The following is a 25,648-nucleotide window of genomic DNA, read 5'->3' as shown; positions in this document are numbered from 1 at the left end:
TCTGTCAGTTAAATGCGATAAAATCGAAAGGTTTAATTTTAATATTATTAATCTGGATAGATTGATGCAATTTCTCAAAATATTACCTCTGCATGGCCCAAATATATGGACATATCGTCCAGTGCTAGAGGTATGGCTAGATATTGGTGCGTTAGAGGATTCACCTTCCAACACCATCCCAGGTTTTTATGAGCGTCTTAGTTCATGGCTCCCTTCTCTAATTGAACACCGGTGCGGTATAGGCGAGCGTGGTGGATTTTTATTACGGGTAAAAGAAGGCACTTGGGTTGGGCATATACTGGAACATGTAACGCTTGAGCTGCAAACTTTGGCAGGCATGCAAGGTGGATTTGGTAAAGCGCGCAGCACAGCCGTGCGAGGCATCTATAAAGTTGTTGTGCGTTCACGTAATGAAAAAGTCAGTCGAGCAGCATTAAATGCAGGGCGCGACTTGATTATGGCGGCTGTAGAAAATCGACCATTTGATGTTGCAGCAACCGTTGCATCACTTCGCGAGCTAGTCGATGACTACTGCTTAGGCCCCAGTACTGCTTGCATTGTAGATGCTGCAACAGAATTACGCATTCCATCTATCCGTTTGACAGAAGGTAATTTAGTGCAGCTTGGCTATGGCGCTGCACAGCACCGTGTCTGGACTGCTGAAACGGATATGACCAGTGCGATTGCTGAAGGCATTTCACGTGACAAAGATTTAACCAAGCAATTGCTACAAAATTGCGGCGTGCCAGTGCCAGAAGGTCGCATTGTAGAAAGCCCTGAAGATGCTTGGGAAGCGGCTGAAGATATTGGTTTACCCGTTGTCGTAAAACCAAGTGATGGTAACCATGGACGTGGTGTTTCTACTGAATTGATGACGCGCGTTGACGTGGAGGCTGCATTCAAGCTCGCTGACGAAGAAGGTAGTGAGGTGATTGTTGAGCGATTTATACGGGGTAATGAGCATCGTCTATTAATTGTGGGCGGAAAGTTAGCTGCCGCAGCGCGTGGTGAGTCCGTTTCAGTGATTGGCGATGGCGTGTCTACAGTTCGCCAATTAATCGATTTGCAAGTCAATACAGACCCCAGAAGAGGCGAGGCGGAAGAGTTTCCGTTGGAGCCTCTGCTTATTGATGAAACACCATCAGTCATTTTTGAAATTCAACGACAAGGCTATACGCCTGATTCAGTTTTGCCAAAAAATACGTCTATTATCGTACAGCGTAATGGCAATGTGGCGATTGATGTAACAGATTTGGTTCACCCCGAAGTTGCTGCTGTAGCAGCCTTAGCTGCACGTATTGTTGGCCTTGATATTGCTGGTATTGATATGGTAGCTGAGGATATTTCTCGTCCGCTAGCTGAGCAAGGCGCTGCAATTGTTGAGGTGAATGCAGGACCTGGCTTATTAATGCATCTAAAACCAGCGCAAGGCGAGGCGCGCCCTGTTGGCAAGGCGATTGTTGAAAGCTTATTTAGCAGTGAGGACTCTGGTCGAATTCCGCTTGTAGGTATCGCAGGAACTCACGGAAAATCACAAGTTGCTCAAATTGTGGCCAGCTTGATTCAGCTTAGCGGTTTGCATACGGGTCTAGCTTGCGCAGATGGTTTATATGTAGATGAGCGTCAGTTAGATAAAAAAGATTGTGCTAACTGGACTGCGGCCCAGAAGTTATTGATGAATCGCAAAGTGCAAGCGGCGGTGATTGAGAATAGTGCTTCGACCATTTTAGGTGAAGGCTTGGGCTATGACCGTTGCCAAGTGGGCGTTATCACGAATATTGAACCAGAGAAACACTTTGGTGAATATTACATAGAAACCATTGAGCAAGTTTACAATGTTATGCGTACACAAGTGGATGTGGTGCTAGATAACGGCGCTGCTGTGTTGAATGCTGAAGATCCATTAGTGGCAATGATGGCTGAATTATGTGATGGCGAAGTGATATTTTTTGCCCAAGATGCGGAATTAGAGATTGTTAATGAGCACGTAGCTAAAGCTGGTCGAGCTGTGGTACTGCAAGATGGGTACATTATGCTTGCTAATGGAAAAGCCAAAACACCTTTGGTGAGCTTAACTGCAATTCCAGCATTGAATAACCAATCTGAAACAATAGAGATTGCAAGCTTCTTGGCTGCCGTAGGCGCTGCATGGGCGCTTGGGATTTCGCTTGATCTGATTATTACTGGTATCAAAACATTCGTACCTAAACATGTCAATATTGCTTAACTTTAAATTAATCCAATAATAATCAACATACATAGAATTAAAACAAGAAGGAAAACTGTTTAATGCAAGTCAATCGTGTTCGAGCACTTCGCGGCCCTAATTTATGGAGCCGACATACGTCTATTGAAGCGGTTGTGACCTGTGACGAGCTGGAATGTTGCATTGCCAATATTAACGGTTTTGAAGTGCGGCTTCGTGAGCGTTTTCCTGAGATTGGTATGTTGCAACTTGGCGGTCATACTGAAGCTGTAACGATGGCGCACGTGCTGGAACTCACGGCTCTGGCGTTGCAAGCCCAATCAGGAAGCTTGGTGACATTTAGTCGCACAACTGCAACACCAGAGTCTGGTGTATTTCAAGTCGTGTTTGAATATAGCGAAGAAGAGGTAGGTCGTAGGGCGCTTGAGTTGGCGGAAAGTCTTTGCCAAGCTGCAGTGGCAGATGCGACATTTGATTTGAATGCAGCACTGACTGAGCTGAAAGACTTAGATGAAGATGTGCGATTAGGACCGAGTACGGGCTCTATCGTACATGCTGCAATTGCTAGAGGAATTCCTTATCGCCGATTAACAGAGGGTAGCTTGGTACAGCTTGGCTGGGGTAGCCGTCAGCGCCGCATTCAAGCAGCTGAAACAGATTGTAGTAGTGCGATTGCCGAAGCGATTGCGCAAGATAAACATTTAACAAAAAAATTACTCGATGCGGCTGGCGTTGCCGTGCCATTTGGACGAGAGGTTTCTACTATAGAAGAAGCATGGGCCGCCATGCTTGAAATTGCCGGACCTGTTGTTGTTAAGCCGAAAGATGGCAATCAGGGCAAGGGTGTGACGGTGAATATTGTCACGCGTGAACAGCTTAATGACGCTTTTGTGGCTGCATCTAAAATCAGTTCAGAAGTATTGGTTGAGCGTTTTATTACAGGCAGCGACTTCCGATTGTTAGTTGTTGGTAATCAAATGGTTGCAGCAGCAAGACGTGATCCGCCGATTGTGCTGGGTGATGGTGTGCGCACTGTTCGTGCATTGGTTGAGCAGGTTAATAGTGACCCACGACGCGGTTCTGGTCATGCGACTTCGCTCACTAAAATTCGCATAGATGACATCGCGTTAGGCACTTTAGCCGAGCAAAACTTAAATGCAGATTCAGTCCCCAGCAAAGGGCAGCGTGTGGTGATGCGCAGTAATGCTAATTTGAGTACTGGTGGCTCAGCAACTGATGTGACTGACGATGTGCACCCGGAATTAGCGGCAACAGCAGTGGCTGCTGCACAAATGATTGGGTTGGATATTTGCGGTGTAGACGTGATGTGCGACAGCGTATTGCATCCGCTTGAGGCTCAGGGTGGCGGCATCGTAGAGGTAAATGCCGCGCCGGGCTTGCGCATGCATTTGCAGCCTTCTTACGGCAAAAGCCGCAAAGTTGGCGGAGCCATTCTATCTACGATGTTTGCTGCTGGCGATGATGGCAGGATTCCGCTTGTTACTGTCGCAGGAACCAATGGCAAAACCACAACAGTACGTTTAATTTCGCACATCTTGACTTGCCAAGGTTTGAGAGTCGGCATGACCAACTCAGACGGTGTTTATATCGAAGGTCGTCGCATTGATACTGGCGATTGCAGTGGACCAAAAAGCGCCCGTAATGTGCTAATGCACCCAGATGTAGACGCGGCTGTGTTAGAAACTGCTAGAGGCGGTGTGTTACGTGAAGGCTTAGCGTTTGACCGTTGCAATGTCGCGGTAGTCACCAATATTGGCATGGGTGATCATTTAGGGCTAAGTTATATCACTACTGTGGAAGATTTAGCTGTAGTTAAAAGAGTCGTTGTGCAAAACGTTGCCCCTGATGGCATGGCCGTGCTGAATGCGGCAGATCCAATGACGGCTAATATGGCTGCAGCTTGTCCTGGCGCAGTGACTTTCTTTGCGCAAAATGGTCAGCTACCTGTCATCGCTACTCACCGCGCGCATGGGCATCGGGTGGTTTATGTTGAAGGTGGGCAGATTGTTGCCGCACAACAGAACAACGAGCATCGTATTGATTTGGCGAAAATTCCTGTCACTCGAAACGGTACGATAGGCTTTCAAGTTGAGAATGCCATGGCTGCAATCGCGTCTGCATGGGCGTTAAAAGTTGAGTGGGATGTCATTCTTCAAGGCGTATCAACTTTTGTTAACGATGCGCAAACCGCACCAGGCCGCTTTAACTTTTTTGAATATCGTGGCGCCAGTGTGATTGCTGATTACGGACATAATCCTGATGCTATCGTTGCGCTAGTCAGTGCCATTGAAAATATCCCTGCAAAAAAACGCATGGTAGTGATTAGCGGCGCTGGCGACCGCAGAGATATTGATATCAGCCGTCAATCAGAAATTTTAGGTGATGCTTTTGATGAAGTGATTCTGTATGAAGATCAATGTCAACGCGGTCGTGCAGATGGCGAGGTACTTGCGTTATTAAGAAGTGGTTTGGCAAACGCCAAGCGCACTAAAAAAGTAGACGAGATACGCGGAGAGTTTGTAGCCATTGACGCAGCATTGTCACGCCTAGAAAAAGGTGATTTATGTTTAATACTAATCGATCAAGTTGATGAAGCATTGGCATACATCGCACAACAAATCTCGCAAGCTTAATTCAATTAAACTTGTTTCTATGAGCTCCACCATCCTATGAACACCACCAGTGGTCAACACCCTCTGCCCAGTATTTTATTCGGCCAGAGTCAAGCTGAACTAATCGTTACTGAGGTTCTTGCTGATATTTTTGAGGCTACCGCAGAACGTTTACCCAATCAAACAGCTTTAATTTTTGGTGAACGCAAGCTTAGTTATTTTGAACTGAATAATAAGGCGGATCTTGCAGCCTCACATTTGATTGACCATGGCGTTAGTCCTGGGCAGATTATTGGTCTTTGGCTGCCACGAGGCTTGGACTTACTCGTGATGCAGTTGGCTATTGCTAAAACGGGCGCTGCTTGGTTACCCTTTGATGCAGATACGCCAGCAGAGCGGGTAGCAGTTTGTTTGGGTGATGCAAATGCTTTTGGTTTAATAAGTTGTGATACGTTTATAAAACAGTTAGGCAATTTACCCACAATAGCATGGGATGCTGAGGGTTTATTTTTGCCAGTTAAGGGTGCATTAAAAAGACGGGTTGGTGCCTTACCAGAGCATCCCGCTTATGTGATTTACACTTCAGGCTCAACAGGAAAGCCTAAAGGCATTCTGGTGAATCAAGGCTCAATTTGTCATTTCTTGCGTAGCGAAAACAGTCGGCTAGGCGTTACTGCCTCAGACCTTGTTTATCAAGGTTTCTCAGTGGCATTCGATATGTCTTTTGAAGAGATCTGGATTAGCTACCTAGTGGGGGCTACGCTATGGATTGCTCCAAAAGAACTAGCGACCGATGCAGACGCATTGCCACAAGCTTTATTTGAGCAAAAAGTGACGGTACTGCATGCGGTGCCAACTTTACTCGCATTGTTCAATCGCGAGTTGCCCAATCTACGTATCGTTAACCTCGGTGGGGAAGCTTGTCCTGAATCTTTGGCCAATAAATGGGCTACTCCCGAACGTAAAATGTTTAATACTTACGGGCCTACGGAGGCGACGGTATCGGCTTCATTGGCTCAATTGCACGCTAATGAAGCGGTGACTATCGGTCTGCCGCTACCTAACTACATATTGCTCGTAGTTGATCCTGATCCGTCGACTGGCTTGCGCTTACTTGATCGTGGCGAAACAGGTGAGCTGTGTATCAGTGGACCAGGTGTAGCGATTGGTTATCTTGGACGACCAGACCTTACTGCCGAGAAATTTCTAAACAACCCATTTGCAACGGGAGAGCATGACCAAAGGCTTTATCGTACGGGTGATCTTGCAAGAATTGATGAGGCTGGTCGAGTTCAATGTTTAGGCAGAACTGATGATCAAGTCAAAATTAGAGGCTTTCGCGTTGAGTTAGGCGAGATTGAAGCCGCGCTTTGCGCCCAAGATAACATAGGAACAGCTGCGGTTATTTTACGACAAGATGATGGTATGGAGCGTTTAGTCGCTTATGTCGTGAGCGAAAGTGGCGAAGGTATTGCGGCGTCGCAATTACGTCTAGCTTTAGCCGAAACCTTACCGCCTTATATGGTACCAGCCTATTTTGTGACCCTCGCAGAAATGCCACGTCTTACTTCCGGGAAGATTGATCGGAAAGCCTTGCGAGCTTTACCTTTAAGCGTGTTGGCAGACGAAAACAGTGATTCAGATAGCCCAGAGAACCAAGCCGAAGAAGTTCTGTTTACTGCCCTAAATAGACTTTTCCCTGGTCAATCGATACGTCGCGAAGCCGATTTTTTTACTGATTTAGGTGGTCATTCGCTATTGGCGGCTCGGTTAGCTTCGGCAATACGAGCTAATGAAACGTTTTCTAGTTTTACCGTGCGTGATATTTATCAACATCGCCAAATTGGGCGTATCGCCGAAATTTTAAATGAAACGCCCGCTAATTTACCCGTTGTAGAGTCTACTTGGGTGCCACCATCCGCGACTAAACGATGGCTATGTGGTGCGGCGCAAGCTGTAGTGGTGCCAGTGTTGGTGTTGTTGCGCATGTCACAGTGGTTGGCCTCATTTTTTACTTATCACTTCTTTACTGGTGACCCGGGCGACTCTATCGCGGAAGCTATTACAGCTTCCATAGGCGTATTTCTTCTAGTCACAGTGCTTAGTTTTGTCGTGGCAATCTTTGGTAAATGGCTGGTTGCAGGCAAGCTTAAAGCTGGACGCTACCCGTTGTGGGGTCTAACTTACTTCCGCTGGTGGCTGTCTGACCGCTTAATTGAAGGCGCGCCTTTGTATATGTTAGGCGGCTCTTCGCTATATGTGTGGTGGCTGCGTGCGCTTGGCGCAAAAGTTGGTCGTGAGGTTAATATTGGTTCAGTTTCGTTACGCGCTCATGACTTATTAGAAATCGCTGATGGCGTCAGTATTGGCAATGCGGTCAATTTAGAAAATGCCAGAGTAGAGCATGGTGAGTTAATCTTAGGCAATATTTTCATAGCTAAGGAAGCCTGTGTCGATTCCTATGCGGTACTGGAAGGCAATACCAGTGTAGGAGAGTACGGTCGTGTTGAAGGCCTTTCTGCATTGAGTGATGGTATGCATGTGCCAGTTAAGCGTATTTGGAGTGGTTCGCCAGCAAAAGATATAGGTGCTTTTGATGAAAAGTCACACGTGCCACGTCCTGAAGTTTCTAAAGTCCGCTTATTTTCAGAAGCTGTATTTTTTATATTTGGCGTCTTAGTCACAGCAGTGCTGTTTTTCATCCCAATTTTCCCAAGCATGATGTTGGTCGATCGTATGGATGAAAGTTATCCGTGGCTTGAGCATGGCAGTACCTCATTTCAATTAGTTAAATACTTCTTCTTAGCATTTCCTGCTATTGCTGTGCTAATTGTCTGTACGGCTTTGATTTCTGCGGCGTTACGCTGGGTAGTCTTGATGCGCTTAAAAGCTGGTCGTTGGCCAGTGCACAGCAATGTGTATTGTCGCCGTTGGTTGGTTAATCAAATTCAGGAGTCGAGTTTAAACATTCTGCATGGCGTTTACGCTACCGTATATGCGCCATTTTGGTACCGGTTATTGGGCGCAAAAGTAGGGCGCGATGCTGAAATCTCCACAGCACAAGGTGTTGTGCCAGATTTACTGACATTGGGAGATGAATCATTTATCGCCGATGGTGTGATGTTAGGTGATGAGTCTATACAAGGTGGCTGGATGCAGACCCAGCCGACCGTTATTTCCAAACGTAGCTTTGTTGGTAATGGTGCTTACATTCCTGATGGTACTGTCATTCCTGAAAATGTCTTGATAGGCGTTCATTCGCGCGCGCCTAGCAATGAGGTGATGAGTAAAGGCGACACTTGGCTAGGTTCGCCAGCCATTAATCTATCTGCGCGGGAAGAAACCATTGGAATGTACCCTGAGTCGTTGACATTCCGTCCTTCATTTTTGCGCAGAATAGGGCGAGCACTAGTCGAGGCTTACCGTATAGTGACGCCACACGCCGTGGTGATTGCTGTTGGTTACACCGTGGTGCTTAATGCCATGCCTTATGCCTCTGCAGGTCAATGGTGGATAGTAGCTTTACACTTGGTTGCAGCTGGTTTGTTGTATGGCGTAGGTGGCTTTGTTTTTATTGCTCTCCTTAAATGGATACTGATTTTCCGTTACGACAAGCGCTCTCAGCCTATGTGGACGCCATTTGTATGGACGTCAGAAGGTATCACTAACCTTTATGAAGGCTTAGTTGTACCCAATTTTATGCGCTATTTACGCGGCTCTCCATGGTTGCCCGTGGTATTTAATTTACTAGGATGTAATATTGGACGAGGCGTGTATTTAGATACCACTGATTTGACCGAATTTGACTGTGTAACGATTGGTGAATACAGCGAACTCAACGCGCTGGTATGTCCGCAAACTCATCTGTTTGAGGACAGAATCATGAAAATTGATCATGTGAATATCGGCAAGCGAGTGAGTATCGGTGCGCGTAGTACTGTACTTTACAGTGCTCACGTGGCAGATAACGTCAAATTAGGGCCACTCACATTGGTGATGAAAGGCGAAAGCATTCCAGCCAATTCGCGTTGGTGGGGCTGTCCAGCGATTCCAGATCGGTCATAAATGCTTCAGCAGCGGCTTTCTGTATTAGAGTGGCCAAATGACGCAGGCAAACTAATTCCAGAAAATGGCTTGCTTGTCATTGCCTTGCGAACATCGCCAAACATGCAACGTGCAGAAGCTAGGCAGTTAGTGAGAGTCGCGATTCAAGAAGTTTTAGCTTTATTGCTGCATTGCGATGTGAGTGAAATAGACTTGCTTTCTCAAGCAGGTCAAGCAGTTAAGCTATTAAATAAAAATCGCAATATTGGACTTTCTATTAGTCATGAAGTTGGGCTGTCACTGGTTGCAATCAACATGCATGGCTCTATAGGTGTCGATTTAATGGCGATCAATAGTGTTCCTGATGATGCAGAGTTACGAACGCTAGCCATTGAGTATTTGGGCGTAAACGTTGCGGAACGTATTCTTAGAGAGCCAATAGAAAGCCATAAAGAAGCTTTTGCAATGGCTTGGACAGAGTTTGAAGCCAGCCTAAAAGCGAAAAGTGAAGCATTAACAGAATGGAGCGCGGCTAGAGATAAAAAACTTGAAAGCCTCAATGTTTGTAGCTTAGCTCTAGTTAATGGCTATGTCGGTGCAATAGCTTACTAAGTAGCCGTTAGATGCCTTCACGTTAAGCCTGCCAAACTCCAAAACCTGCACTGCGTAAATCGATGCCAATCTCAACTTCCATACTGGCAGCTTCATCATAGGTCATCGGATTAAAACCTTCGTACAAGTCTGGCAATAACCGTAGTCCATATTGCTTTGCATATCGGTTAGATTGAATGCCAGCCTTATGTTTATCAAAACGTACATCAGGATCTAAGCCTGTCATGCCAACATAAACACATGGTTTCCCGCTGATGTAATTGGGGTTACATTTGATGAATTTAGCCTCAAACAGCACGTCTTTAGATAACTCAATAACATAAACGTTGTGATGTGCACGGCGAGACATGCGTGATTAGAATGCATCACCATCATGTGACTCATAAGCATCACGTAGTCTTGCGTTAATCGCATCTATGTCATCATCAAAGGGCTGACTCGGAGCAGGTTTATCCGTTTTTGCAGTGGTGGGTTTAGATACAGATTGAGCAGGGGTAGAAGTAGGGGCGTTTGTGAACCATTTCTCAAAGGGCGCTGCGTCGATGCCTTGCGGTACATACCAGTTTTTTGATTCTGCATTCCAGCGTGCACCTAGCGATTTAGCTTGGTCTTTCTCATTGAATGGTACTTTTAGTGCAATATTGGTTGCTGCGGTCATTTTCTTCCTAAGGTTTTTACATTACTGCTTTAGATAATGAGTTTTTTTAAAAGAAGCATTATAGCTAATTCTTAAAGCAACTTCATACCAGTGAAGCGCTTGCTCTCAAATGATTGAGGGCAAGTTATTGTCACAAGCTTAGTATTTCGACTAAGTTCCACAGAATGTTTTGTAAGGCATTGCTGTGGGTAAAGGCGGCATGCGATAACTCGCGCGGCTAGCATCCTCTTTGAACGGCTGAGAAAGTACTTCAAGCAGTTTTTCTTGTACTGTGAAATCACCTGATTCTGCTGCGCTTAATGCAGCTTCTACTTGATGATTGCGTGGAATCACCGCAGGATTTGTCTTTAACATTAATGCAATCGCATCATCCAAACTTTTAGTCTGGCTTGATAGTCGTTTATTCCATTGTTGTTGCCATGTGATGAAATCAGGCGTATCTATATTTCCTTGAGCTGCTGTAGGCGCGTTTGCGTTCAAGCTTGAAGACAAGCCGCGAAAAGTATTGGTATAGTCCATGCGATTTTTTTTCATGCAGCTTAGCAGTTCTTCTACTAAAGCAAGGTCATCAGGCGCTTCTGTGAATAGGCCTAACTTCGCCCGCATGCCAGCCAGCCAATACTGCTGGTATTTATCTGCAAATGCCCTAAGAGCTTTTTCTGCAAGTCTTATAGCTTCCTCTACATCTTGATGTATCAGTGGCAACAATGTTTCTGCAAATCGCGTCAAATTCCATTGCGCGATAGGCGGCTGGTTACCAAAAGCGTATCGACCTTGCTGGTCAATCGAGCTAAAAACAGTTGCAGGATCATAGCTATCCATAAATGCACAAGGCCCAAAATCGATGCTTTCGCCACAAATTGACATATTGTCTGTATTCATCACACCATGAATAAATCCGACTTGCATCCACTGTGCAATCAGTTTGGCTTGATGATCAATCACGGCATTTAGTAGCGATAAATACTTATTTTCAGTGCCTATACACTCAGGAAAATGCCGATTTAAGGTGTAGTCCGCCAGTGTTCTTATAATCTCTGGATCATCATGGGATGCGGCAAATTGAAATGTTCCCACTCGAATATGGCTTGAAGCCACACGCGTTAAAATGGCACCAGGCAGAATGCTATCGCGATACACGGATTCGCCCGTAGTTACCACAGCTAAGCTGCGTGTAGTGGGTATTCCAAGCGCATGCATCGCCTCGCTAATGATATATTCCCTAAGCATAGGGCCAAGTGCGGCACGGCCATCGCCACGACGTGAATAAGCAGTTACACCCGCACCTTTAAGTTGAATATCGTAGCGATTAGCCTCTGGCGTTAAATGCTCCCCGAGTAATATAGCTCGGCCATCGCCAAGCATGTTCAAATGACCAAATTGATGCCCTGCATACGCCTGCGCGATAGGCTCTGCGCCCACAGGAATTGTGTTGCCAGAAAATGCCAAACTTGCTTCATCTTCTAATATAGCCTCCGCATTTAATCCTAGAGTGGCGGCTAATGGTTGATTGAAGAGCACGATATGCGGCGCTTTAACTGGCGTCGGTTTTTGCTTAACAAAAAAAGCTTTAGGTAGTCGCGTGTAGCTATTATCAAAATTCCAGCCTAATGAAGTCGCTGAGATTTTTTTTAAAGCCTCATTTAAGTCTTGTTTTGAATCTTTCAATTGGTGTAATCCTTACTAAATTACTGGGGTATTCATTAGCTTTGATAATAACGATTCATTCAGAAAATGAGAAGCGTTAATAGTGTTAAATATGACTGTATGAATCTTAAAATAATTCAGCTTGTGCCGCTGGCGGTGCTGCTAAGAGCTCATCAATATTAATCTCAAAAATACCCAGCTTGCCACGACATGGCATCAGAGCTACAGGGCGTGCTTGTTCAAAAAGAAAGCCAAAGTATTCTTGATGAACCCCACCAAAATGAGCGCGTTGCTGACGACTAATATTTTTAGGTAAATCACCTGGAAGGCAGCAAAGCACTAAGTTAGCAATGCCCACCACGCCACCGTATTCAAGTTTATCTTTATCAGGTAATGGAATATCAGTATTGGACTTAAGGTAGTCGTAATACACCTCATACAGGCCTTTACTTGCATGAATAAGTATCGGCCCACGATATTGCGTTCCCCAAGTACGGTCATCCACTAGTAGGTATCCATTTGCAATCAGCCATGCATAGGGTTGCTTAAGTGAAAGCGCTTTTGTTAGACCTTTAGGAAATAGGGTGGGAGTGTTGGACATATTTAATTTGCTTCTTTCTGAAGCCTGAAATTCAGCGGCATTTTATCAGAAAAGAAAAACCATCGTATTTCTGAGAAGTTTCTCATACGGTTTTTTTCACAACACTCAGCAAAGTAAAAATAATTTTTTATAAAGATGTCAGGTTCTTGTAAGCAAAGCAGTGCAATATGAACCCATGAAAATTAGTTTTTTCATCTTATTTACAAGCTGAAGGTAACAAGTATATGGCAATTATGGCAAGCATTCATTTAGACAGTACGATGCAACTTACTAACTTGTTGGAGTTAGGCAAGGACTATTGCAGCGATCATCTAGGGCGCTTCTTTCAAAACAAATATTCGCAACTTGCATCTGCGGCGAATAAATTTGAGATTCCTGCTAAGCTTGCTACAAAGAATGAGCATGGCTGTTTTGCCATCTGTGTGATGATGAATAATCATATTGTAGACTTAAAGTATTTCAGCGATATATTTCAAGACTCGGATAACAATACGCACCTAGAAAGCTTATCGTCAAAACAAAATACGGAGAAATTCAGCACACTTATAAATGATCGTAGATTGCTATCCGTTATCAAGCGCTTTAAGAAAGTAAATGATGAGATTGTAATTGGACGATGCCGAGGTCGCGAATTTACACCTATTAACTAACTTTCTGAATAGTCAGGCAAACTTAGCAACACACGCCCTGCAATAATACTACCTTCAACTTCCCCACATTTCGTTATTACAAATTTCCACACTAGATATTCAGTATGGAAATTTGGTCTGTATGGCACATGCCAGTCATTTTATAATGACGTACAATCAAGTCTTTCAGGCTAAAGTCCAACAGCAACATACATTTTCCATGAGTAAAGTTAATTTATGATCTCGCAATTATCGATGCAAGCAACTGGCGCATACTGGCAGTTAATCACGCAACTTGGCTCATCAAGCTTATTGTTTCCTGTGTTAGCCATATCAGTGGCTACGCTTTGGATTTCCAATCAAAAAACGGCTATTTATCTATGGCTAACAGCGCTTACCTTAGCGGTCACTGTTACGCTCGCTACTAAGTTGCTTTTCCTCGGATGGGGAGTAGGTATTGCCTCATTAGACTTTACTGGCGTGAGTGGGCATACCTTACTAGCCACTTCCATCCTGCCGATATTGTTTTATTCAGTGGGTGGGGGCGCGCAAACTAAATTAAAAAACATTGGTTTATGGTTTGGTCTCATGCTTGGCTTTGCAGTTGGTGTGTCTCGCGTTGTCCTTGGTATGCACAGTATTAGTGAGGTAGTCGCAGGCTGGGTTTTAGGGCTAGTTGTATGTGGTGTGGCAATTTACGCCATAAAAAGTCACCGTCAGCGTTTAGTCTATTTGCAATTGCTAATTCTGAGTTTACTACTTGTATTTGGCTCAACTACACCAAACTATATTCCAGCGCACGATATGTCGGTGAAGTTAGCCTTGTATTTATCTGGCCATGACCAGCCGTTTACACGATCTTATTTTATTACAGAAAAAACTCCCAGTCAGCTTTGAGATTGCTAGGTTTGCTACGCTATTTCTTTGGTTTTTGTATATTGCAGCGTTCAGTTAAATACATCATGACTTCATGTAAATTTTCATCTGAACTATCAAGCAGATAGGGTGAGGCTTCATCTATAAATTCATCCCATAAAGACGTAAGTTGATCTATATCATCATGTGGCGCTGTTTTAATTAGATTCAGCACTTCATTTTGTAAAAGACCATTTTCGCGAATGTTTAACACGGCTTTTTTAGCCTCGAAAACCTTTAATGTGGTTTTACGATCTACACCACCTGCCACGCAAAGAAATAAGGTTAGAAGCAACGAGTCTTCATCATTGCCACTGGCATCAATACCACCAGTAAGTGCAAACCAGTCCGCTGAAAGCGCTTTGTCGAAGCGACTCACTTCATTTAGCTGATTGTGCAAGTAAAAATATTGACTATGTTTAAGGTCGTTTAACACTGATTCTAAGCTAATAGCTTGATTCACAATTTTAGGAATATCTTCACTCTGAATGCTTTGGAGTGTTGATTTGGTATAAACCTGATACTCAGCTGGCACATCATCCATAAATTTGCTTGAACAAGTCACATCACCTAGGAGCGCCCACTCTTTACGAATTGAGGTGAAAATCTCGAATAAGGTGTTTTCGTCAGGAAATTTAATTTTATTAGTGATGGCTTTTTTTGCACCGTAAGCCAAAGATAGCAATGATGTACGAATAACATGCTGAGTCGATGCATGCATCTCGTCTAATTCACTGGTAGTCGCCCCAAGCTTCTTAACCAGCAAAGTAGCTAAATTGAGGTGGCTTTTATACCGTTCGCAATCCTTAAATGATTGCCTATATTTAGCGACAGACAGCTCTTTGCTTAAACATTTCTTTAGGAACTCGCGCTCAGAATCAAGTCGGGCTGAACCGAAGTGCTCATCCTCAGGCATGTTGTAGAGCGCTTTTAGCATTTGTGACCCACCGCGAGAGAGTGCTCGAAATGGTTTATCTTTTAAAAGTTGTGCGGCTTTATCTAGCTCACCATCTGTTGTATCCTCAAGATGCAAACTTACCAAACTCACCATGCGCTTCATGGATACTTCTAGATTTTTTCTCAGATGAGTGGATTCATCAAAATATTCAGCAATTTGTAGCGAGCCAGTGGCGGCATCATTGATTATTTCAGCTAACCTAGGTTGATCGATGAAGTTGTTCTGAACTGCATGTTTAAGCACCTTTTCAAAGAAAGGTGCATTGTCATAGGCTGCAACAGAATGAGTATTTTGGGTGAGTGCCATGAGTGATTATTTAATGATGCAAAGGCTGCATATTGAGCAAATAGTGCCTAAATTGCAGAGTCTTCATCTTCTTCCTCTTTAGGTGTTTTTTCCTCAGGAGTCGTGTTCTCAATAGCCTCATCCTCTTCACCAGTAAGCGCAACTTCAGGAATGACTCTCTCCTGAAGTTTGGCTTTTAAGAGGACAAGCACTATATTATAAATGTCTGAATGTTCATGACGTAGTAACCATGTGAGCTCTTTCCAGTCATGATCGCTAATTTCTGAGCGTGATATGTCCTCAGTATCAAGTGCGGCAAATGTCTCTCCAACAACTTCTTCTGCACGATCTGAAAGGTAATCCGCGAATGTCTCATAACCAAACTCAAGCTCGGCGATTGCCTCTATGAACTCACTAGCATCGGCGTCTTCGCGAAAAATGACCGAATTCATCATTCCGCGCAGTTGTTCGTGTGACATATCTTTATAGAGACGCTCTAAAACAACCACACGCGCAAATTGCTCAGGCGTAATCAATAAATTCAATAGTGACTGTTTAGACGAGTCATACTCACGAATGACAGCCAATAAATCCTTCGAAGGAATATCATCAAGCACCTCAATCAAGGCGTTATCACCCTCAGTTTCTACTAGGGCGGTGAGTACAGCCTCGGCCCTCACTATGTCGCCAGACTGAATAAGGTTAGTTGCTTCTACAACGACTAAATGTGTCATTTTTATCCTATTGTATTGACTAAAATTTACTAGTTGATGCGCCTAATGACTGTCGAAGCCGTGCTCAGATAGCCATTCGCCGCCAGATTCAGCAAGATCATCTGACTCTTCAGTTTCCATTTCCTCAATAGCATCTTCACTCACTTCATAAAGCGCATATAAGTGTTCTAGCATGACGGTGGTTAATAAAAAGTGCTCTCCGCCAGCTTCAACTTTTAACTTTTCTACGATACTTGTTGCCCAAGGCTGAAACTGAACGCTCGACGATATAGCATCCCATTTTGGAAACATAGCCGGTTCTTTATCAAGATAACTCATAATGGATTCTGATTTTTTAATCACAACACTTTTATGAAAAACAATCGCCATCATTTCAGGGTTAGTTGCCATCATAGGCATCAAGTCCTGTATTTGTGAACGCTTCTCTTTAAGGCGATCTGCCAATACGTCCTCGCCACCAGAGTCAGTTTTAAAGTCATTAATATCAGCCACATAAGTAGCCATTAGGTCAGTAAAGTAACGCGATATTCTCATTGTTTTAATATTCCATCTATGTAGTACTGCCAAATTTCATGTGCGGTGTCTATTGGACTATCCAATAGACTACGCCTGCGGTTTTCGTCGTACGTTTTTCTTTTATCGGGATCAGAAAGTATTTCGTAGGCTTCCTGCACTTGTCTAAACTTTGCAGGAGCGTCACTTGCTGAATTTTTATCAGGATGGTATTGAGATGCCATCTTGCGGTAGGTGGTTTTTATTTCAGCTAAGGTCGCGTTAGCGGTAAGGCCTAAAACTTCGTAGTAATTTTTCAATTTTATCCACCAAATTTAGAGATGCTAAGAAGAGTGTTTATATTACTTAAACTAAGCGATTTATCTGAAAACTTTTAAACTTTGCGAGACGCTTAGTAATTTAGAGCTAAAACAAAAAAGCCCCACATTGCTATAGGGCTTTTTCTTGTATTTGGCTCCTCGACCTGGGCTCGAACCAGGGACACACGGATTAACAGTCCGTTGCTCTACCGACTGAGCTATCGAGGAATATTCGATGTTTTTTTATTCGATAAAAAAGCACCCGATTAAGAGTGCTTGTTTATATGTATTTGGCTCCTCGACCTGGGCTCGAACCAGGGACACACGGATTAACAGTCCGTTGCTCTACCGACTGAGCTATCGAGGAATATTCGGTTTTTGTTGCTGCTTCTACTTCATCACAAACCGTTGATTTTGTGAAGCCGCTATATTAATGACTTAGCGTTACTAGGTCAACGTCAAAATGCTTTTTTTTATATATTGAGCGCTTTTTCAATTCTATCTAGCGCGTTGCTTAGATTTTCCATAGAAGTGGCGAATGAAATACGGAAATAGCCTTCAGCACCAAATGCTGACCCTGGCACAACCGCCACGTCAAACTCCTCAAGTAGGTATTCAGCTAATGCCATATCTGTAGCTGCTTTAATTTTTCCGGCTTTGTACAGGTTGTCAATTGCACCGCGTGCATCTGGGAATGCATAGAAAGCGCCACCAGCCATTAAACAGCTTAAGCCTGGCATTGTGTTAAAGCGGTTAACTACGTAAGTGTGGCGCTCTTTAAAAGCTGTAACCATAGGCGTGATGCAATCTTGTGAGCCTTCAAGCGCGGCTTGCGCAGCAACTTGAGAGATAGAAGTTGCATTGCTGGTAGATTGCGATTGTAAAATTTCCATCGCCTTAATGATGTAAGCAGGGCCTGCAGCATAGCCTATGCGCCAGCCAGTCATTGAGTACGCTTTAGAAACGCCATTCAGTACGATGCAACGGTCTTTTAAAGCTGGAGTTGCATTTAGTATGTTGTAAAACTTGTTACCAGTTAGGTTGACGTGTTCGTACATGTCGTCGGTCGCCACTAATACATGTGGGTGTTTAAGTAACACTTCGCCCAAGGCTTCTAATTCAGCTAGGCTGTATACAGCGCCAGTTGGGTTAGAAGGAGAGTTAATCATGAAGATTTTAGTTTTTGGCGTGATTGCAGCTTCTAATTGGGCTGGTAGCAATTTAAAGCCTTGCTCAATGCCGCATTCAATAATCACTGGTGTTGCTTCAGCTACCAAGGCAATATCTGCGTAAGACACCCAGTAAGGTGCTGGAACGATGACTTCGTCCCCTTTGTTAAGCACGGCTAGACATAAATTGAATATGGTTTGCTTGCCACCAACGCCTACAATCACTTCGTTTAATGCATAGTCAAAGCCATTTTCATTTTTGAACTTATTGACAATCGCTTTTTTTAGCCCAGGAGTACCTGCCACAGGTGTGTATTTTGTGAATCCATTGTCAATCGCCGCTTTAGCAGCATCTTTAATGTGTTGGGGTGTATCAAAGTCTGGTTCACCCGCGGCTAAGCCAATAATAGGGCGGCCTTCAGCTTTGTATTTACCTGCTTTTGCAGTAATCGCTAGCGTAGGAGATTCTTTGATTGATTGAACGCGTTTAGATAAAACGGATGCCTGATGAGCTGCTGATGACAAAATATGCTTCCTTAAAACAAATTTTTGCAATTAATTGAATGGGCGCTATTTTACGCACAAAAATGCGGTTTAGGAATGATTTATCGTGAGTTATCACGTAGTTGCAGAAAGTTTGTAGTCACCGAAAGCCTTAAAGTTAAGAGGTCTTGAGTTTAGTGCCTCTTAACTTAAGTGAGTTATTCGCGTATTTAGCTTAGCACTCCGTCTCACAGCCAAGCATGTGGCTATATTCTTGCGCTAAATCTTTATTAATATTGGCAATGGCTACATTAATATCATGTACTACCACTTTATCACCCGCAGATTGAGCAATAGCGCCTAATCTGAATAATGAGTCAGTATTTGAGGCGTCAAGCGCGACAGATTTTTTGTAGGCAATTTTTGCTTCGTCAATCTTTTGCATGTTTTCTTGTGCATTACCTAACTCGTACCATGCATCAGAATTTTTCGGATCGATATCTATCCAGCTCTGTGCAATTTTGGCAAGTTTAGGCCAGTCCTGATTGATTTCTGGCAGTGCGATCTGCATAAAGAACGGTTTTTTATCGTCATCTTCCTCCCAAAATGCTTTGCCTTTAATGGGGAAGGTGGTTTCAACGGGTAGTTTCTCAAGGTCAGCTAGCCATTCAATCGGTAACGAATAGAAGTATGCGTGTCTACCTGGTGTTTTAAACGTGTTAATGCCTAGCAAGTTTCCTTCGGTGTCAAAAATGCCGCTACCACTTGCGCCCATGCGGAAAGCCGCGCTGCTTCTAATGACGCGTCCGCCTTCAAAGGTGTAGCTGGAGTTAATAATCCCTGCTGAAGTCAACGGTGAGGGCGCGCCATTTGAGTGACCAATAGAGATAATCTCTTGACCACGCTTTAAATCATGATTCTTGATGATAGTGGCTGGTTTGAATGGTAAATTTATCGTGGATACTAAACATAAGTCATGCCATCTGTCAGCTTGTACTGAAACGATGTCATATGAATCTTCACCACGCGCCACCCAAGGCTGCTTCGTACTACGGAATATATGGCAGTTTGTCATCACTTTGTTTTCTCCAACTACCACGCCAGATCCGTAAGACAAGCCGCCCGTATCGTTATAGCCACGCACCATTACCACTGTTTGCAATGCGCTTAATACTTTTTGTTGATCGATGGCGAGTGCGTTTTGCGCAAAGGCTAGTAAAGCGGCAAGCAGAATGAATCGCGGCGTGAATTTAGGCATAGTAATTTCCCATCAAGACTTTAGTTTATATTTTGGATGATTAATTTTGTTTACTTGCTGAACAGCTTACTAAATTGTAACTGTTTGTTAAGTGACTGCACTAATCCTGCAAAGTTCTCAATGAGTTACAAACTAATTAGTCTCTTACTAATCCGTGATTATTCACTGTTATCATTAAATATACTGTTAAAATAAAACGTTGAATTCAATGAAGAGCAATGTGTTCGTTACCTTCCCAAATAGTAAGTATCAGTTAAACCAGCCATTTCCGCCTGCTGGCGACCAGCCGCAAGCGATTGATAAGCTGACGCAAGGTATCGATGATGGTTTGAAGTTTCAAACATTGCTTGGGGTGACCGGCTCTGGTAAAACTTATACTATGGCCAATGTGATTGCGCGCACGGGTCGTCCAGCTATCGTGATGGCACCAAATAAAACTTTGGCAGCGCAGTTATATAGTGAATTTAGAGAGTTCTTTCCTAATAACTCGGTTGAATATTTCGTTTCTTACTACGACTACTATCAGCCAGAAGCTTACGTGCCTTCGCGTGATTTGTTTATTGAAAAAGATTCCAGTATTAACGAGCATATCGAGCAGATGCGACTTTCGGCCACAAAAGCGTTGCTAGAGCGTGAAGACAGTATTATTGTCGCGACGGTTTCTGCTATTTACGGTATCGGTGATCCTACTGACTATCACGGTATGGTGCTGCACTTACAGCAGGGCGAAAAAATACCACAGCGTGACATGATTGCGCGTTTAGTTGGCATGCAGTATGACCGTAACGAGTTTGATTTTTCGCGTGGTACTTTTAGAGTGCGCGGCGATGTGATTGATGTATTCCCTGCGGAAAATAATGAAACCGCCGTGCACATCTCAATGTTTGATGATGAAATTGAATCCATTACTTTGTTTGACCCACTCACAGGGCAGATTTTCAATAAAATCCCGCGTTACACGGTTTATCCATCAAGCCACTATGTTACACCGCGTGAAACCACTATTCGTGCAATGGAAAAAATCAAACACGAACTCAAAGACCGTGTGGATTTTTATATTAAAACGGGCAAGTTAGTTGAGGCTGCACGTATTGAGCAGCGTACCCGCTTTGACCTCGAAATGTTGAATGAGATTGGTTTTTGTAAAGGCATTGAAAACTACTCACGCCATTTATCTGGTGGTAATCCGGGCGATCCACCACCCACCTTAATTGATTATTTGCCAGATAATGCGCTGATGATTATTGATGAAAGCCATGTCACAGTGCCGCAGATTGGCGCTATGTATAAAGGTGACCGTTCACGTAAAGAAAATTTAGTTGATTACGGCTGGCGCCTGCCATCTGCGCTTGATAATCGCCCCCTCAAATTTGAAGAGTTTGAGCGCATTATGCGCCAATGCGTATTTGTATCAGCGACTCCCTCAGAATATGAAGCTAATCATCAGCAACAAGTGGTTGAGATGATTGCGCGCCCAACAGGTTTGGTTGATCCGCAGATTACCGTTAAACCAGCGGACACACAGGTAGACGATTTGCTGGGTGAAATTAAGCTTCGTGTAGCCGTCGGCGAGCGCGTGCTAGCGACTACGCTGACCAAGCGCATGTCAGAAGATTTAACCGATTACTTGAGCGAGCATGGCGTTAAAGTGCGCTATTTGCATAGCGATATTGATACGGTAGAGCGCGTAGAGATTATTCGCGACTTACGCCTCGGTGAGTTTGACGTGCTGGTTGGTATCAATTTGCTGCGTGAGGGCTTGGATATTCCAGAAGTATCGCTAGTTGCGGTGTTAGATGCCGATAAAGAAGGCTTCTTACGTTCAGAGCGTAGCTTGATTCAAACCGCAGGTCGTGCAGCGCGTAACTTGAATGGGCAAGTGATTTTTTATGCTAATAAAATCACCCGCAGCATGAAAGCTGCGATGGATGAAACCGAAAGAAGAAGAGGGGTACAGCTTGCTTTCAATGAAGCTAATGGTATCGTTCCTAAAGGTATATCTAAGCGTATTAAAGACATTATTGATGGCGTCTATGATAAGGATGAAGCACAGCGCGAACGTAAGGTGCTGCAAGATCAAGCAAACTATGAGTCATTAAGTGAAAAACAAATTGCTAAAGAAATGAAGCGCTTGGAAAAAGCCATGCATGACGCCGCTAAAAATCTTGAGTTTGAGAAAGCTGCAGACTTCAGAGATCAGCTGAAAAAACTTAGAGTTAAATTTTATGGGGCGGAGATGCCGGATTTAGTTGCTTAAGAGCTTATGTGAGCAAAATATCAAGTCATCAATTTTAAATTGTATGAAATTTTTTTAAATAAAAGGGTCGTTATGCAAACCTCTATTCATGGCGTCACTGTGGCTTCAGAGGTGATACAGCTTGCTATTGCACCTGTATTCCTATTAATGGGTGTTAGTGCCTTATTGGGTGTATTAACGGGCCGTTTAGGGCGTGTGGTAGATAGGTTCAGAGTGTTGAATGAAAGTCTTGCTACTCTGCAGGCTGATGATCCGAGGCAAGAACGCTACAGTCAAGAGCTTGATATATTGTCATGCCGTGCCAATTGGGTGCATTGGTCTATAACGCTATGCACATTTACACTGTTGTTAGTGGCTGTAGTGATTGGTTTGCTATTTTTAGGGTCTGCCATCAACTGGGATACGTCTTGGTTAGTATCAATTTTGTTCATCTTTGCGATGGGGAGCTTAATTTCTGGTTTAACTTGTTTTATACGCGAGATTTCTCTTTCTAAGCATGTGTTTCAGCTCTCTAAGAGAAAAATCGTGCCTTAAATGCGCTAAATATGCTGATTTAGTTGATTGTCGGTGGACTTTTGTCTATAATCGCGCGCTTGCTCGGTAAGCTTATCGAGCAAATACAATTTAACCTTGTCACACTGCATCAGTATCATTGCAATGTTTTATGTAAATAGAGCATTTTGCAGGTGGCTATAATCCATAAGGAGTACTAATGAGACATTATGAACTAGTGTTTATCGTCCATCCGGACCAAAGCGAACAAGTGCCAGCGATGATTGAGCGTTACCGTACGCTTATCACAGCTAGCGGCGGTGCAGTTCACCGCTTAGAAGACTGGGGTCGCCGTCAACTTGCATACCCAATCCAAAAAATCCACAAAGCACACTATGTGTTAATGAACATTGAGTGCAATCTTGAAGTTTTAGCTGAGCTTGAGCATGGCTTTAAATTCAATGATGCTGTTTTACGTCATTTGTTAATGTCTAAGAAAACTGCTGTTACAGCACCATCACCAATGATGAAAGAAGAAAAATCTAGATCAGTATTAAGCCGTGATGCAGCTCCAGTAGCCGCTCCAGTTGAAGCTGCAACAGAGGCTTCTGCAGCTTAATTAGTAAAACAAGTGAATAAACTGGTGTTGCAAGCAGAAGTTGTGCAAATTGAGCCGCTTCGTTACACGCCAGCAGGCATACCGTTGTTAAGTGTTGTATTGCGTCATGTTTCAGAGCAAGTTGAAGCTGGCATGAAGCGTAAGGTGGAATGTGAAGTAAATGCGGTTATTTTGGGTGATTTAGCCAAAAAAAATATACCGCAAGGCTTAGAAATAGGCTCTCACATTCAAGCGAGTGGTTTTTTAGCCAAACGCAGCCTTAAAAGCACGCAACTGGTCATGCACATTAACAATATAGATCATATAAGCGATTAGCTTATATTAAATTAATAAGAGCTTAGGAGTATTCAAATGGCAAGAGAAATGTACAAACGCCGCCGTTACTGCCGTTTTTCAGCAGAAGGCATCAAAGAAGTTGATTACAAAGATGTAGATCTATTAAAAGATTTCATCTCAGAAAACGCAAAAATCATTCCAGCACGTATGACGGGCACTAAAGCACGTTATCAACGTCAATTAACGACAGCAGTTAAACTTGCTCGTTTCTTGGCTTTGCTTCCATACACAGATAAACACCAATAATCGGAGGCTACCATGCAAATTATTTTATTAGAAAAAGTAGGTAACCTAGGTAATTTAGGTGATATCGTTAAAGTTAAAGATGGTTACGGCCGTAACTTTTTGATTCCACAAGGTAAAGCAAAACGCGCTACAGAAGCTAACAAAGCTGAAATCGCTGCTCGCCGTGTAGAGTTAGAAAAACAACAAGCTGAAATCTTAGCCGCTGCGCAAGCACGTGGTGAAAAATTAGCTTCATTCACAATGACAGTGGCTCAAAAAGCTGGTGTTGATGGTCGTTTATTCGGTTCAGTAACGAATGGTGACATTGCTGAAGGTCTAGTTGCTCAAGGTTTTGAAGTCACTAAAGCTTTGGTACGTATGCCAAACGGTCCGTTGAAAACAATCGGTGACCACGTGGTTACAGTTGCATTGCACCACGATGTTGTTGTAGATATTACAGTAACTGTTGTTGGTGAAGCATAATTAACGAATACTTGAGAATTTCAAGTATTTGAATTTAAAAGGCTACTTCGGTAGCCTTTTTTATTGCACGTCAGCATATAACAGCCCCTATATAAATAGCTTGTAGCGAAGTTATACTTGAGTTTGCTGCTAACCACATCAAGCGCAGACTAAATTTAACTTTTGTCTGCTAAGCATACAGCGTTATTGAGTATAATCACTCCATGGCTGACCAACAATTAGATGCATTAAAAATCCCCCCACATTCCGTAGAAGCTGAGCAATCGGTTATCGGTTCTTTATTGCTTGAAAATGAAGCTTTAGATAAAGTCGCGGATATCTTATCTCCTAACGATTTCTATCGGCATGATCACAAAGCAATATTTCAACATATTGCCAAGCTGGTTGAGCATAATCGACCTGCTGATATCGTCACAGTTGCTGAATCATTAGAGAGCACGGCCGAGCTTTCTGGCATAGGTGGAATTGCCTACTTAGGCGCTTTAGCTCAAAGCACACCGACTGCAGCTAATATCAGACGTTATGCCGAAATCGTTCACGAGCGCGCTGTCATGCGCCAGTTAGTGGTAGTTGGTTCAGGTATTGCCGAAAGTGCATACTTGCCCAACGGCCGTAACGCCGAGCAGTTGTTAGATGAAGCAGAAGCTAAAATATTTCAGATTGCTGAAGGTGGTAAAAAGAGTACGCAAGGTTTTGTGGATATTAAAATTCTACTGCCACAAGTGGCTGACCGTATTGACTATCTTTACTCTAGGGATAATCCTTCCGACGTGACAGGCGTACCTACAGGCTTTGCCGACCTTGATGCGATGACTTCAGGTATGCAAGGTGGCGATTTGATTATTGTCGCTGGTCGACCTTCGATGGGTAAAACGGCATTCTCATTAAACATTGCGGAAAATGTGGCGCTTGACACAAAATTACCTGTGGCTGTGTTCTCAATGGAGATGGGCGGCACGCAACTCGCGATGCGTATGATTGGTTCAGTAGGGCGTCTAGATCAACATCGTATGCGTAATGGTAACCTCGAAGATGAAGATTGGGAAAAACTTACCACAGCATTAGGTAAGTTAAATGAAGCCCCTATCTTTATTGATGAGGGCGCAGGTTTAAGCAGCTTTGACGTACGCGCAAGGGCGCGTAGATTGCACCGACAAACCGGCAAGTTAGGTCTAATCGTGATCGACTACCTACAATTGATGGCCGCTCCAGCCGGTAGGCAAGGGGAAAACCGTGCAACTGAGATTTCTGAAATTTCACGTTCTTTAAAAGCACTGGCAAAAGAATTGGATTGCCCGGTAGTTGCGCTTTCACAGCTTAACCGAAGTGTTGAGCAACGCCCTGATAAACGTCCTGTGATGAGTGACTTGCGTGAATCTGGTGCGATTGAGCAAGATGCTGACGTGATTTTATTTATTTACCGTGATGAAGTGTATAACCCTGATAGTCCCGATAAAGGTACCGCTGAAATTATCATTGGTAAGCAACGTAATGGCCCGATTGGGCGTGTTCGTCTGACATTCATGGGCCAACATACGCGCTTCGAAAACTATGCTGGCAGTGGCCACATGGCAGATGAATACTAAAGGCTA

At 43.7% G+C, this 25,648-nt stretch carries 23 protein-coding genes and 2 tRNA genes; 13 read left to right on the top strand and 12 right to left on the bottom strand.

Annotation, left to right across the window (positions count from 1 at the left end; all coding sequences use genetic code 11):
- Window positions 1–64 precede the first annotated feature (64 nt).
- The 4 genes from M301_RS07410 (at window position 65) to M301_RS14225 (ending at window position 9,495) form a co-directional block, all read left to right on the top strand.
- A complete protein-coding gene (locus M301_RS07410) occupies window positions 65–2,227 on the top strand; it encodes a cyanophycin synthetase (protein ID WP_013148147.1) in 2,163 nt (720 codons plus the stop codon).
- A 62-nt stretch (window positions 2,228–2,289) separates the two neighbouring features.
- Window positions 2,290–4,860: a cyanophycin synthetase gene (gene cphA / locus M301_RS07405; RefSeq protein ID WP_013148146.1), complete on the top strand. Its 2,571-nt coding sequence runs from the start codon at window positions 2,290–2,292 to the stop codon at window positions 4,858–4,860.
- Between the two features lie 36 nt (window positions 4,861–4,896).
- Window positions 4,897–8,904, top strand: coding sequence for a Pls/PosA family non-ribosomal peptide synthetase (locus M301_RS07400; RefSeq protein WP_013148145.1), 4,008 nt, complete (start codon window positions 4,897–4,899; stop codon window positions 8,902–8,904).
- Window positions 8,905–9,495: a 4'-phosphopantetheinyl transferase family protein gene (locus M301_RS14225; RefSeq protein WP_013148144.1), complete on the top strand. Its 591-nt coding sequence runs from the start codon at window positions 8,905–8,907 to the stop codon at window positions 9,493–9,495.
- A 22-nt stretch (window positions 9,496–9,517) separates the two neighbouring features.
- On the opposite strand, the gene M301_RS07390 is transcribed toward M301_RS14225, so the two are convergent.
- From M301_RS07390 to M301_RS07375, 4 genes are all read right to left on the bottom strand, one after another.
- On the bottom strand, window positions 9,518–9,844 hold the full coding sequence (locus M301_RS07390; RefSeq protein ID WP_013148143.1) for a hypothetical protein: 327 nt from the start codon (window positions 9,842–9,844) through the stop codon (window positions 9,518–9,520).
- 6 nt (window positions 9,845–9,850) lie between these two features.
- Window positions 9,851–10,153 (bottom strand): DUF5710 domain-containing protein, encoded by a 303-nt coding sequence (locus tag M301_RS07385; protein ID WP_041359379.1) that lies wholly within the window; start codon window positions 10,151–10,153, stop codon window positions 9,851–9,853.
- 150 nt (window positions 10,154–10,303) lie between these two features.
- Window positions 10,304–11,821 (bottom strand): protein adenylyltransferase SelO, encoded by a 1,518-nt coding sequence (locus M301_RS07380; RefSeq protein WP_013148142.1) that lies wholly within the window; start codon window positions 11,819–11,821, stop codon window positions 10,304–10,306.
- A 106-nt stretch (window positions 11,822–11,927) separates the two neighbouring features.
- A complete protein-coding gene (locus M301_RS07375) occupies window positions 11,928–12,401 on the bottom strand; it encodes an ASCH domain-containing protein (protein ID WP_013148141.1) in 474 nt (157 codons plus the stop codon).
- Window positions 12,402–12,625: 224 nt separating this feature from the next.
- Between M301_RS07375 and M301_RS07370 the strand changes: the two genes are divergently transcribed.
- On the top strand, window positions 12,626–13,051 hold the full coding sequence (locus M301_RS07370; RefSeq protein WP_013148140.1) for a hypothetical protein: 426 nt from the start codon (window positions 12,626–12,628) through the stop codon (window positions 13,049–13,051).
- Window positions 13,052–13,267: 216 nt separating this feature from the next.
- Window positions 13,268–13,927 carry a phosphatase PAP2 family protein gene (locus M301_RS07365; RefSeq protein WP_013148139.1) on the top strand — a complete coding sequence of 220 codons (660 nt, stop codon included), beginning with the start codon at window positions 13,268–13,270 and terminating at the stop codon, window positions 13,925–13,927.
- A gap of 19 nt (window positions 13,928–13,946) precedes the next feature.
- Here M301_RS07365 and M301_RS07360 read toward each other — a convergent pair whose 3' ends face one another.
- From M301_RS07360 to M301_RS07325, 8 genes are all read right to left on the bottom strand, one after another.
- On the bottom strand, window positions 13,947–15,209 hold the full coding sequence (locus M301_RS07360; RefSeq protein ID WP_013148138.1) for a hypothetical protein: 1,263 nt from the start codon (window positions 15,207–15,209) through the stop codon (window positions 13,947–13,949).
- Between the two features lie 47 nt (window positions 15,210–15,256).
- A complete protein-coding gene (locus M301_RS07355; protein WP_013148137.1) occupies window positions 15,257–15,922 on the bottom strand; it encodes a hypothetical protein in 666 nt (221 codons plus the stop codon).
- Window positions 15,923–15,964: 42 nt separating this feature from the next.
- A complete protein-coding gene (locus M301_RS07350; RefSeq protein WP_013148136.1) occupies window positions 15,965–16,456 on the bottom strand; it encodes a hypothetical protein in 492 nt (163 codons plus the stop codon).
- Complete coding sequence (locus tag M301_RS07345) at window positions 16,453–16,734, bottom strand: DnaJ domain-containing protein (protein ID WP_013148135.1); 282 nt, start codon at window positions 16,732–16,734, stop codon at window positions 16,453–16,455. Before M301_RS07345 ends, M301_RS07350 begins: the two co-directional genes overlap by 4 nt.
- A 152-nt stretch (window positions 16,735–16,886) precedes the next feature.
- Window positions 16,887–16,962, bottom strand: a tRNA-Asn gene (locus tag M301_RS07340).
- A 63-nt stretch (window positions 16,963–17,025) separates the two neighbouring features.
- A tRNA-Asn gene (locus tag M301_RS07335) sits at window positions 17,026–17,101 on the bottom strand.
- Window positions 17,102–17,207: 106 nt separating this feature from the next.
- Window positions 17,208–18,428 (bottom strand): pyridoxal phosphate-dependent aminotransferase, encoded by a 1,221-nt coding sequence (locus M301_RS07330; RefSeq protein WP_013148134.1) that lies wholly within the window; start codon window positions 18,426–18,428, stop codon window positions 17,208–17,210.
- A gap of 193 nt (window positions 18,429–18,621) precedes the next feature.
- Complete coding sequence (locus M301_RS07325) at window positions 18,622–19,644, bottom strand: trypsin-like peptidase domain-containing protein (RefSeq protein ID WP_013148133.1); 1,023 nt, start codon at window positions 19,642–19,644, stop codon at window positions 18,622–18,624.
- A 220-nt stretch (window positions 19,645–19,864) separates the two neighbouring features.
- Between M301_RS07325 and uvrB the strand changes: the two genes are divergently transcribed.
- The 7 genes from uvrB (at window position 19,865) to dnaB (ending at window position 25,642) form a co-directional block, all read left to right on the top strand.
- Window positions 19,865–21,901: an excinuclease ABC subunit UvrB gene (uvrB, locus tag M301_RS07320; protein ID WP_041359378.1), complete on the top strand. Its 2,037-nt coding sequence runs from the start codon at window positions 19,865–19,867 to the stop codon at window positions 21,899–21,901.
- Between the two features lie 72 nt (window positions 21,902–21,973).
- Entirely contained in the window at window positions 21,974–22,435 is a 462-nt protein-coding gene (locus M301_RS07315; protein ID WP_013148131.1) for a DUF2721 domain-containing protein, read from the top strand.
- Window positions 22,436–22,613: 178 nt separating this feature from the next.
- The gene (gene rpsF, locus M301_RS07310; protein ID WP_013148130.1) at window positions 22,614–23,012 is read left to right on the top strand and encodes a 30S ribosomal protein S6; all 399 of its coding nucleotides are present in this window, start codon (window positions 22,614–22,616) and stop codon (window positions 23,010–23,012) included.
- Between the two features lie 12 nt (window positions 23,013–23,024).
- Window positions 23,025–23,327 carry a primosomal replication protein N gene (priB, locus tag M301_RS07305; protein ID WP_013148129.1) on the top strand — a complete coding sequence of 101 codons (303 nt, stop codon included), beginning with the start codon at window positions 23,025–23,027 and terminating at the stop codon, window positions 23,325–23,327.
- Between the two features lie 36 nt (window positions 23,328–23,363).
- Window positions 23,364–23,594 (top strand): 30S ribosomal protein S18, encoded by a 231-nt coding sequence (gene rpsR, locus M301_RS07300; protein WP_013148128.1) that lies wholly within the window; start codon window positions 23,364–23,366, stop codon window positions 23,592–23,594.
- A gap of 12 nt (window positions 23,595–23,606) precedes the next feature.
- Window positions 23,607–24,056: a 50S ribosomal protein L9 gene (rplI, locus tag M301_RS07295; RefSeq protein ID WP_013148127.1), complete on the top strand. Its 450-nt coding sequence runs from the start codon at window positions 23,607–23,609 to the stop codon at window positions 24,054–24,056.
- Window positions 24,057–24,259: 203 nt separating this feature from the next.
- Window positions 24,260–25,642: a replicative DNA helicase gene (gene dnaB / locus M301_RS07290; RefSeq protein ID WP_013148126.1), complete on the top strand. Its 1,383-nt coding sequence runs from the start codon at window positions 24,260–24,262 to the stop codon at window positions 25,640–25,642.
- The last annotated feature ends 6 nt before the right edge of the window (window positions 25,643–25,648 follow it).

It is taken from the genome of Methylotenera versatilis 301 (assembly GCF_000093025.1).
Classification (GTDB): domain Bacteria; phylum Pseudomonadota; class Gammaproteobacteria; order Burkholderiales; family Methylophilaceae; genus Methylotenera; species Methylotenera versatilis.
The sequence above is the reverse complement of the archived record's forward strand: the minus strand, read 5'-3'. Positions and strand labels throughout refer to the sequence as shown.

Bases quoted from the DNA above. Each gene is read 5' to 3' on its own strand.
- M301_RS14225 (WP_013148144.1), top strand. From the start codon at position 8,905: ATGCTTCAGCAGCGGCTTTCTGTATTAGAGTGGCCAAATGACGCAGGC.
- M301_RS07365 (WP_013148139.1), top strand. From the start codon at position 13,268: ATGATCTCGCAATTATCGATGCAAGCAACTGGCGCATACTGGCAGTTA.
- M301_RS07350 (WP_013148136.1), bottom strand. From the start codon at position 16,456: ATGAGAATATCGCGTTACTTTACTGACCTAATGGCTACTTATGTGGCT.
- M301_RS07410 (WP_013148147.1), top strand. From the start codon at position 65: ATGCAATTTCTCAAAATATTACCTCTGCATGGCCCAAATATATGGACA.
- M301_RS07325 (WP_013148133.1), bottom strand. From the start codon at position 19,644: ATGCCTAAATTCACGCCGCGATTCATTCTGCTTGCCGCTTTACTAGCC.
- M301_RS07355 (WP_013148137.1), bottom strand. From the start codon at position 15,922: ATGACACATTTAGTCGTTGTAGAAGCAACTAACCTTATTCAGTCTGGC.
- rpsR (WP_013148128.1), top strand. From the start codon at position 23,364: ATGGCAAGAGAAATGTACAAACGCCGCCGTTACTGCCGTTTTTCAGCA.
- M301_RS07390 (WP_013148143.1), bottom strand. From the start codon at position 9,844: ATGTCTCGCCGTGCACATCACAACGTTTATGTTATTGAGTTATCTAAA.
- cphA (WP_013148146.1), top strand. From the start codon at position 2,290: ATGCAAGTCAATCGTGTTCGAGCACTTCGCGGCCCTAATTTATGGAGC.
- M301_RS07360 (WP_013148138.1), bottom strand. From the start codon at position 15,209: ATGGCACTCACCCAAAATACTCATTCTGTTGCAGCCTATGACAATGCA.
- M301_RS07385 (WP_041359379.1), bottom strand. From the start codon at position 10,153: ATGACCGCAGCAACCAATATTGCACTAAAAGTACCATTCAATGAGAAA.
- rplI (WP_013148127.1), top strand. From the start codon at position 23,607: ATGCAAATTATTTTATTAGAAAAAGTAGGTAACCTAGGTAATTTAGGT.
- M301_RS07375 (WP_013148141.1), bottom strand. From the start codon at position 12,401: ATGTCCAACACTCCCACCCTATTTCCTAAAGGTCTAACAAAAGCGCTT.
- M301_RS07400 (WP_013148145.1), top strand. From the start codon at position 4,897: ATGAACACCACCAGTGGTCAACACCCTCTGCCCAGTATTTTATTCGGC.
- M301_RS07315 (WP_013148131.1), top strand. From the start codon at position 21,974: ATGCAAACCTCTATTCATGGCGTCACTGTGGCTTCAGAGGTGATACAG.
- rpsF (WP_013148130.1), top strand. From the start codon at position 22,614: ATGAGACATTATGAACTAGTGTTTATCGTCCATCCGGACCAAAGCGAA.
- M301_RS07370 (WP_013148140.1), top strand. From the start codon at position 12,626: ATGGCAATTATGGCAAGCATTCATTTAGACAGTACGATGCAACTTACT.
- dnaB (WP_013148126.1), top strand. From the start codon at position 24,260: ATGGCTGACCAACAATTAGATGCATTAAAAATCCCCCCACATTCCGTA.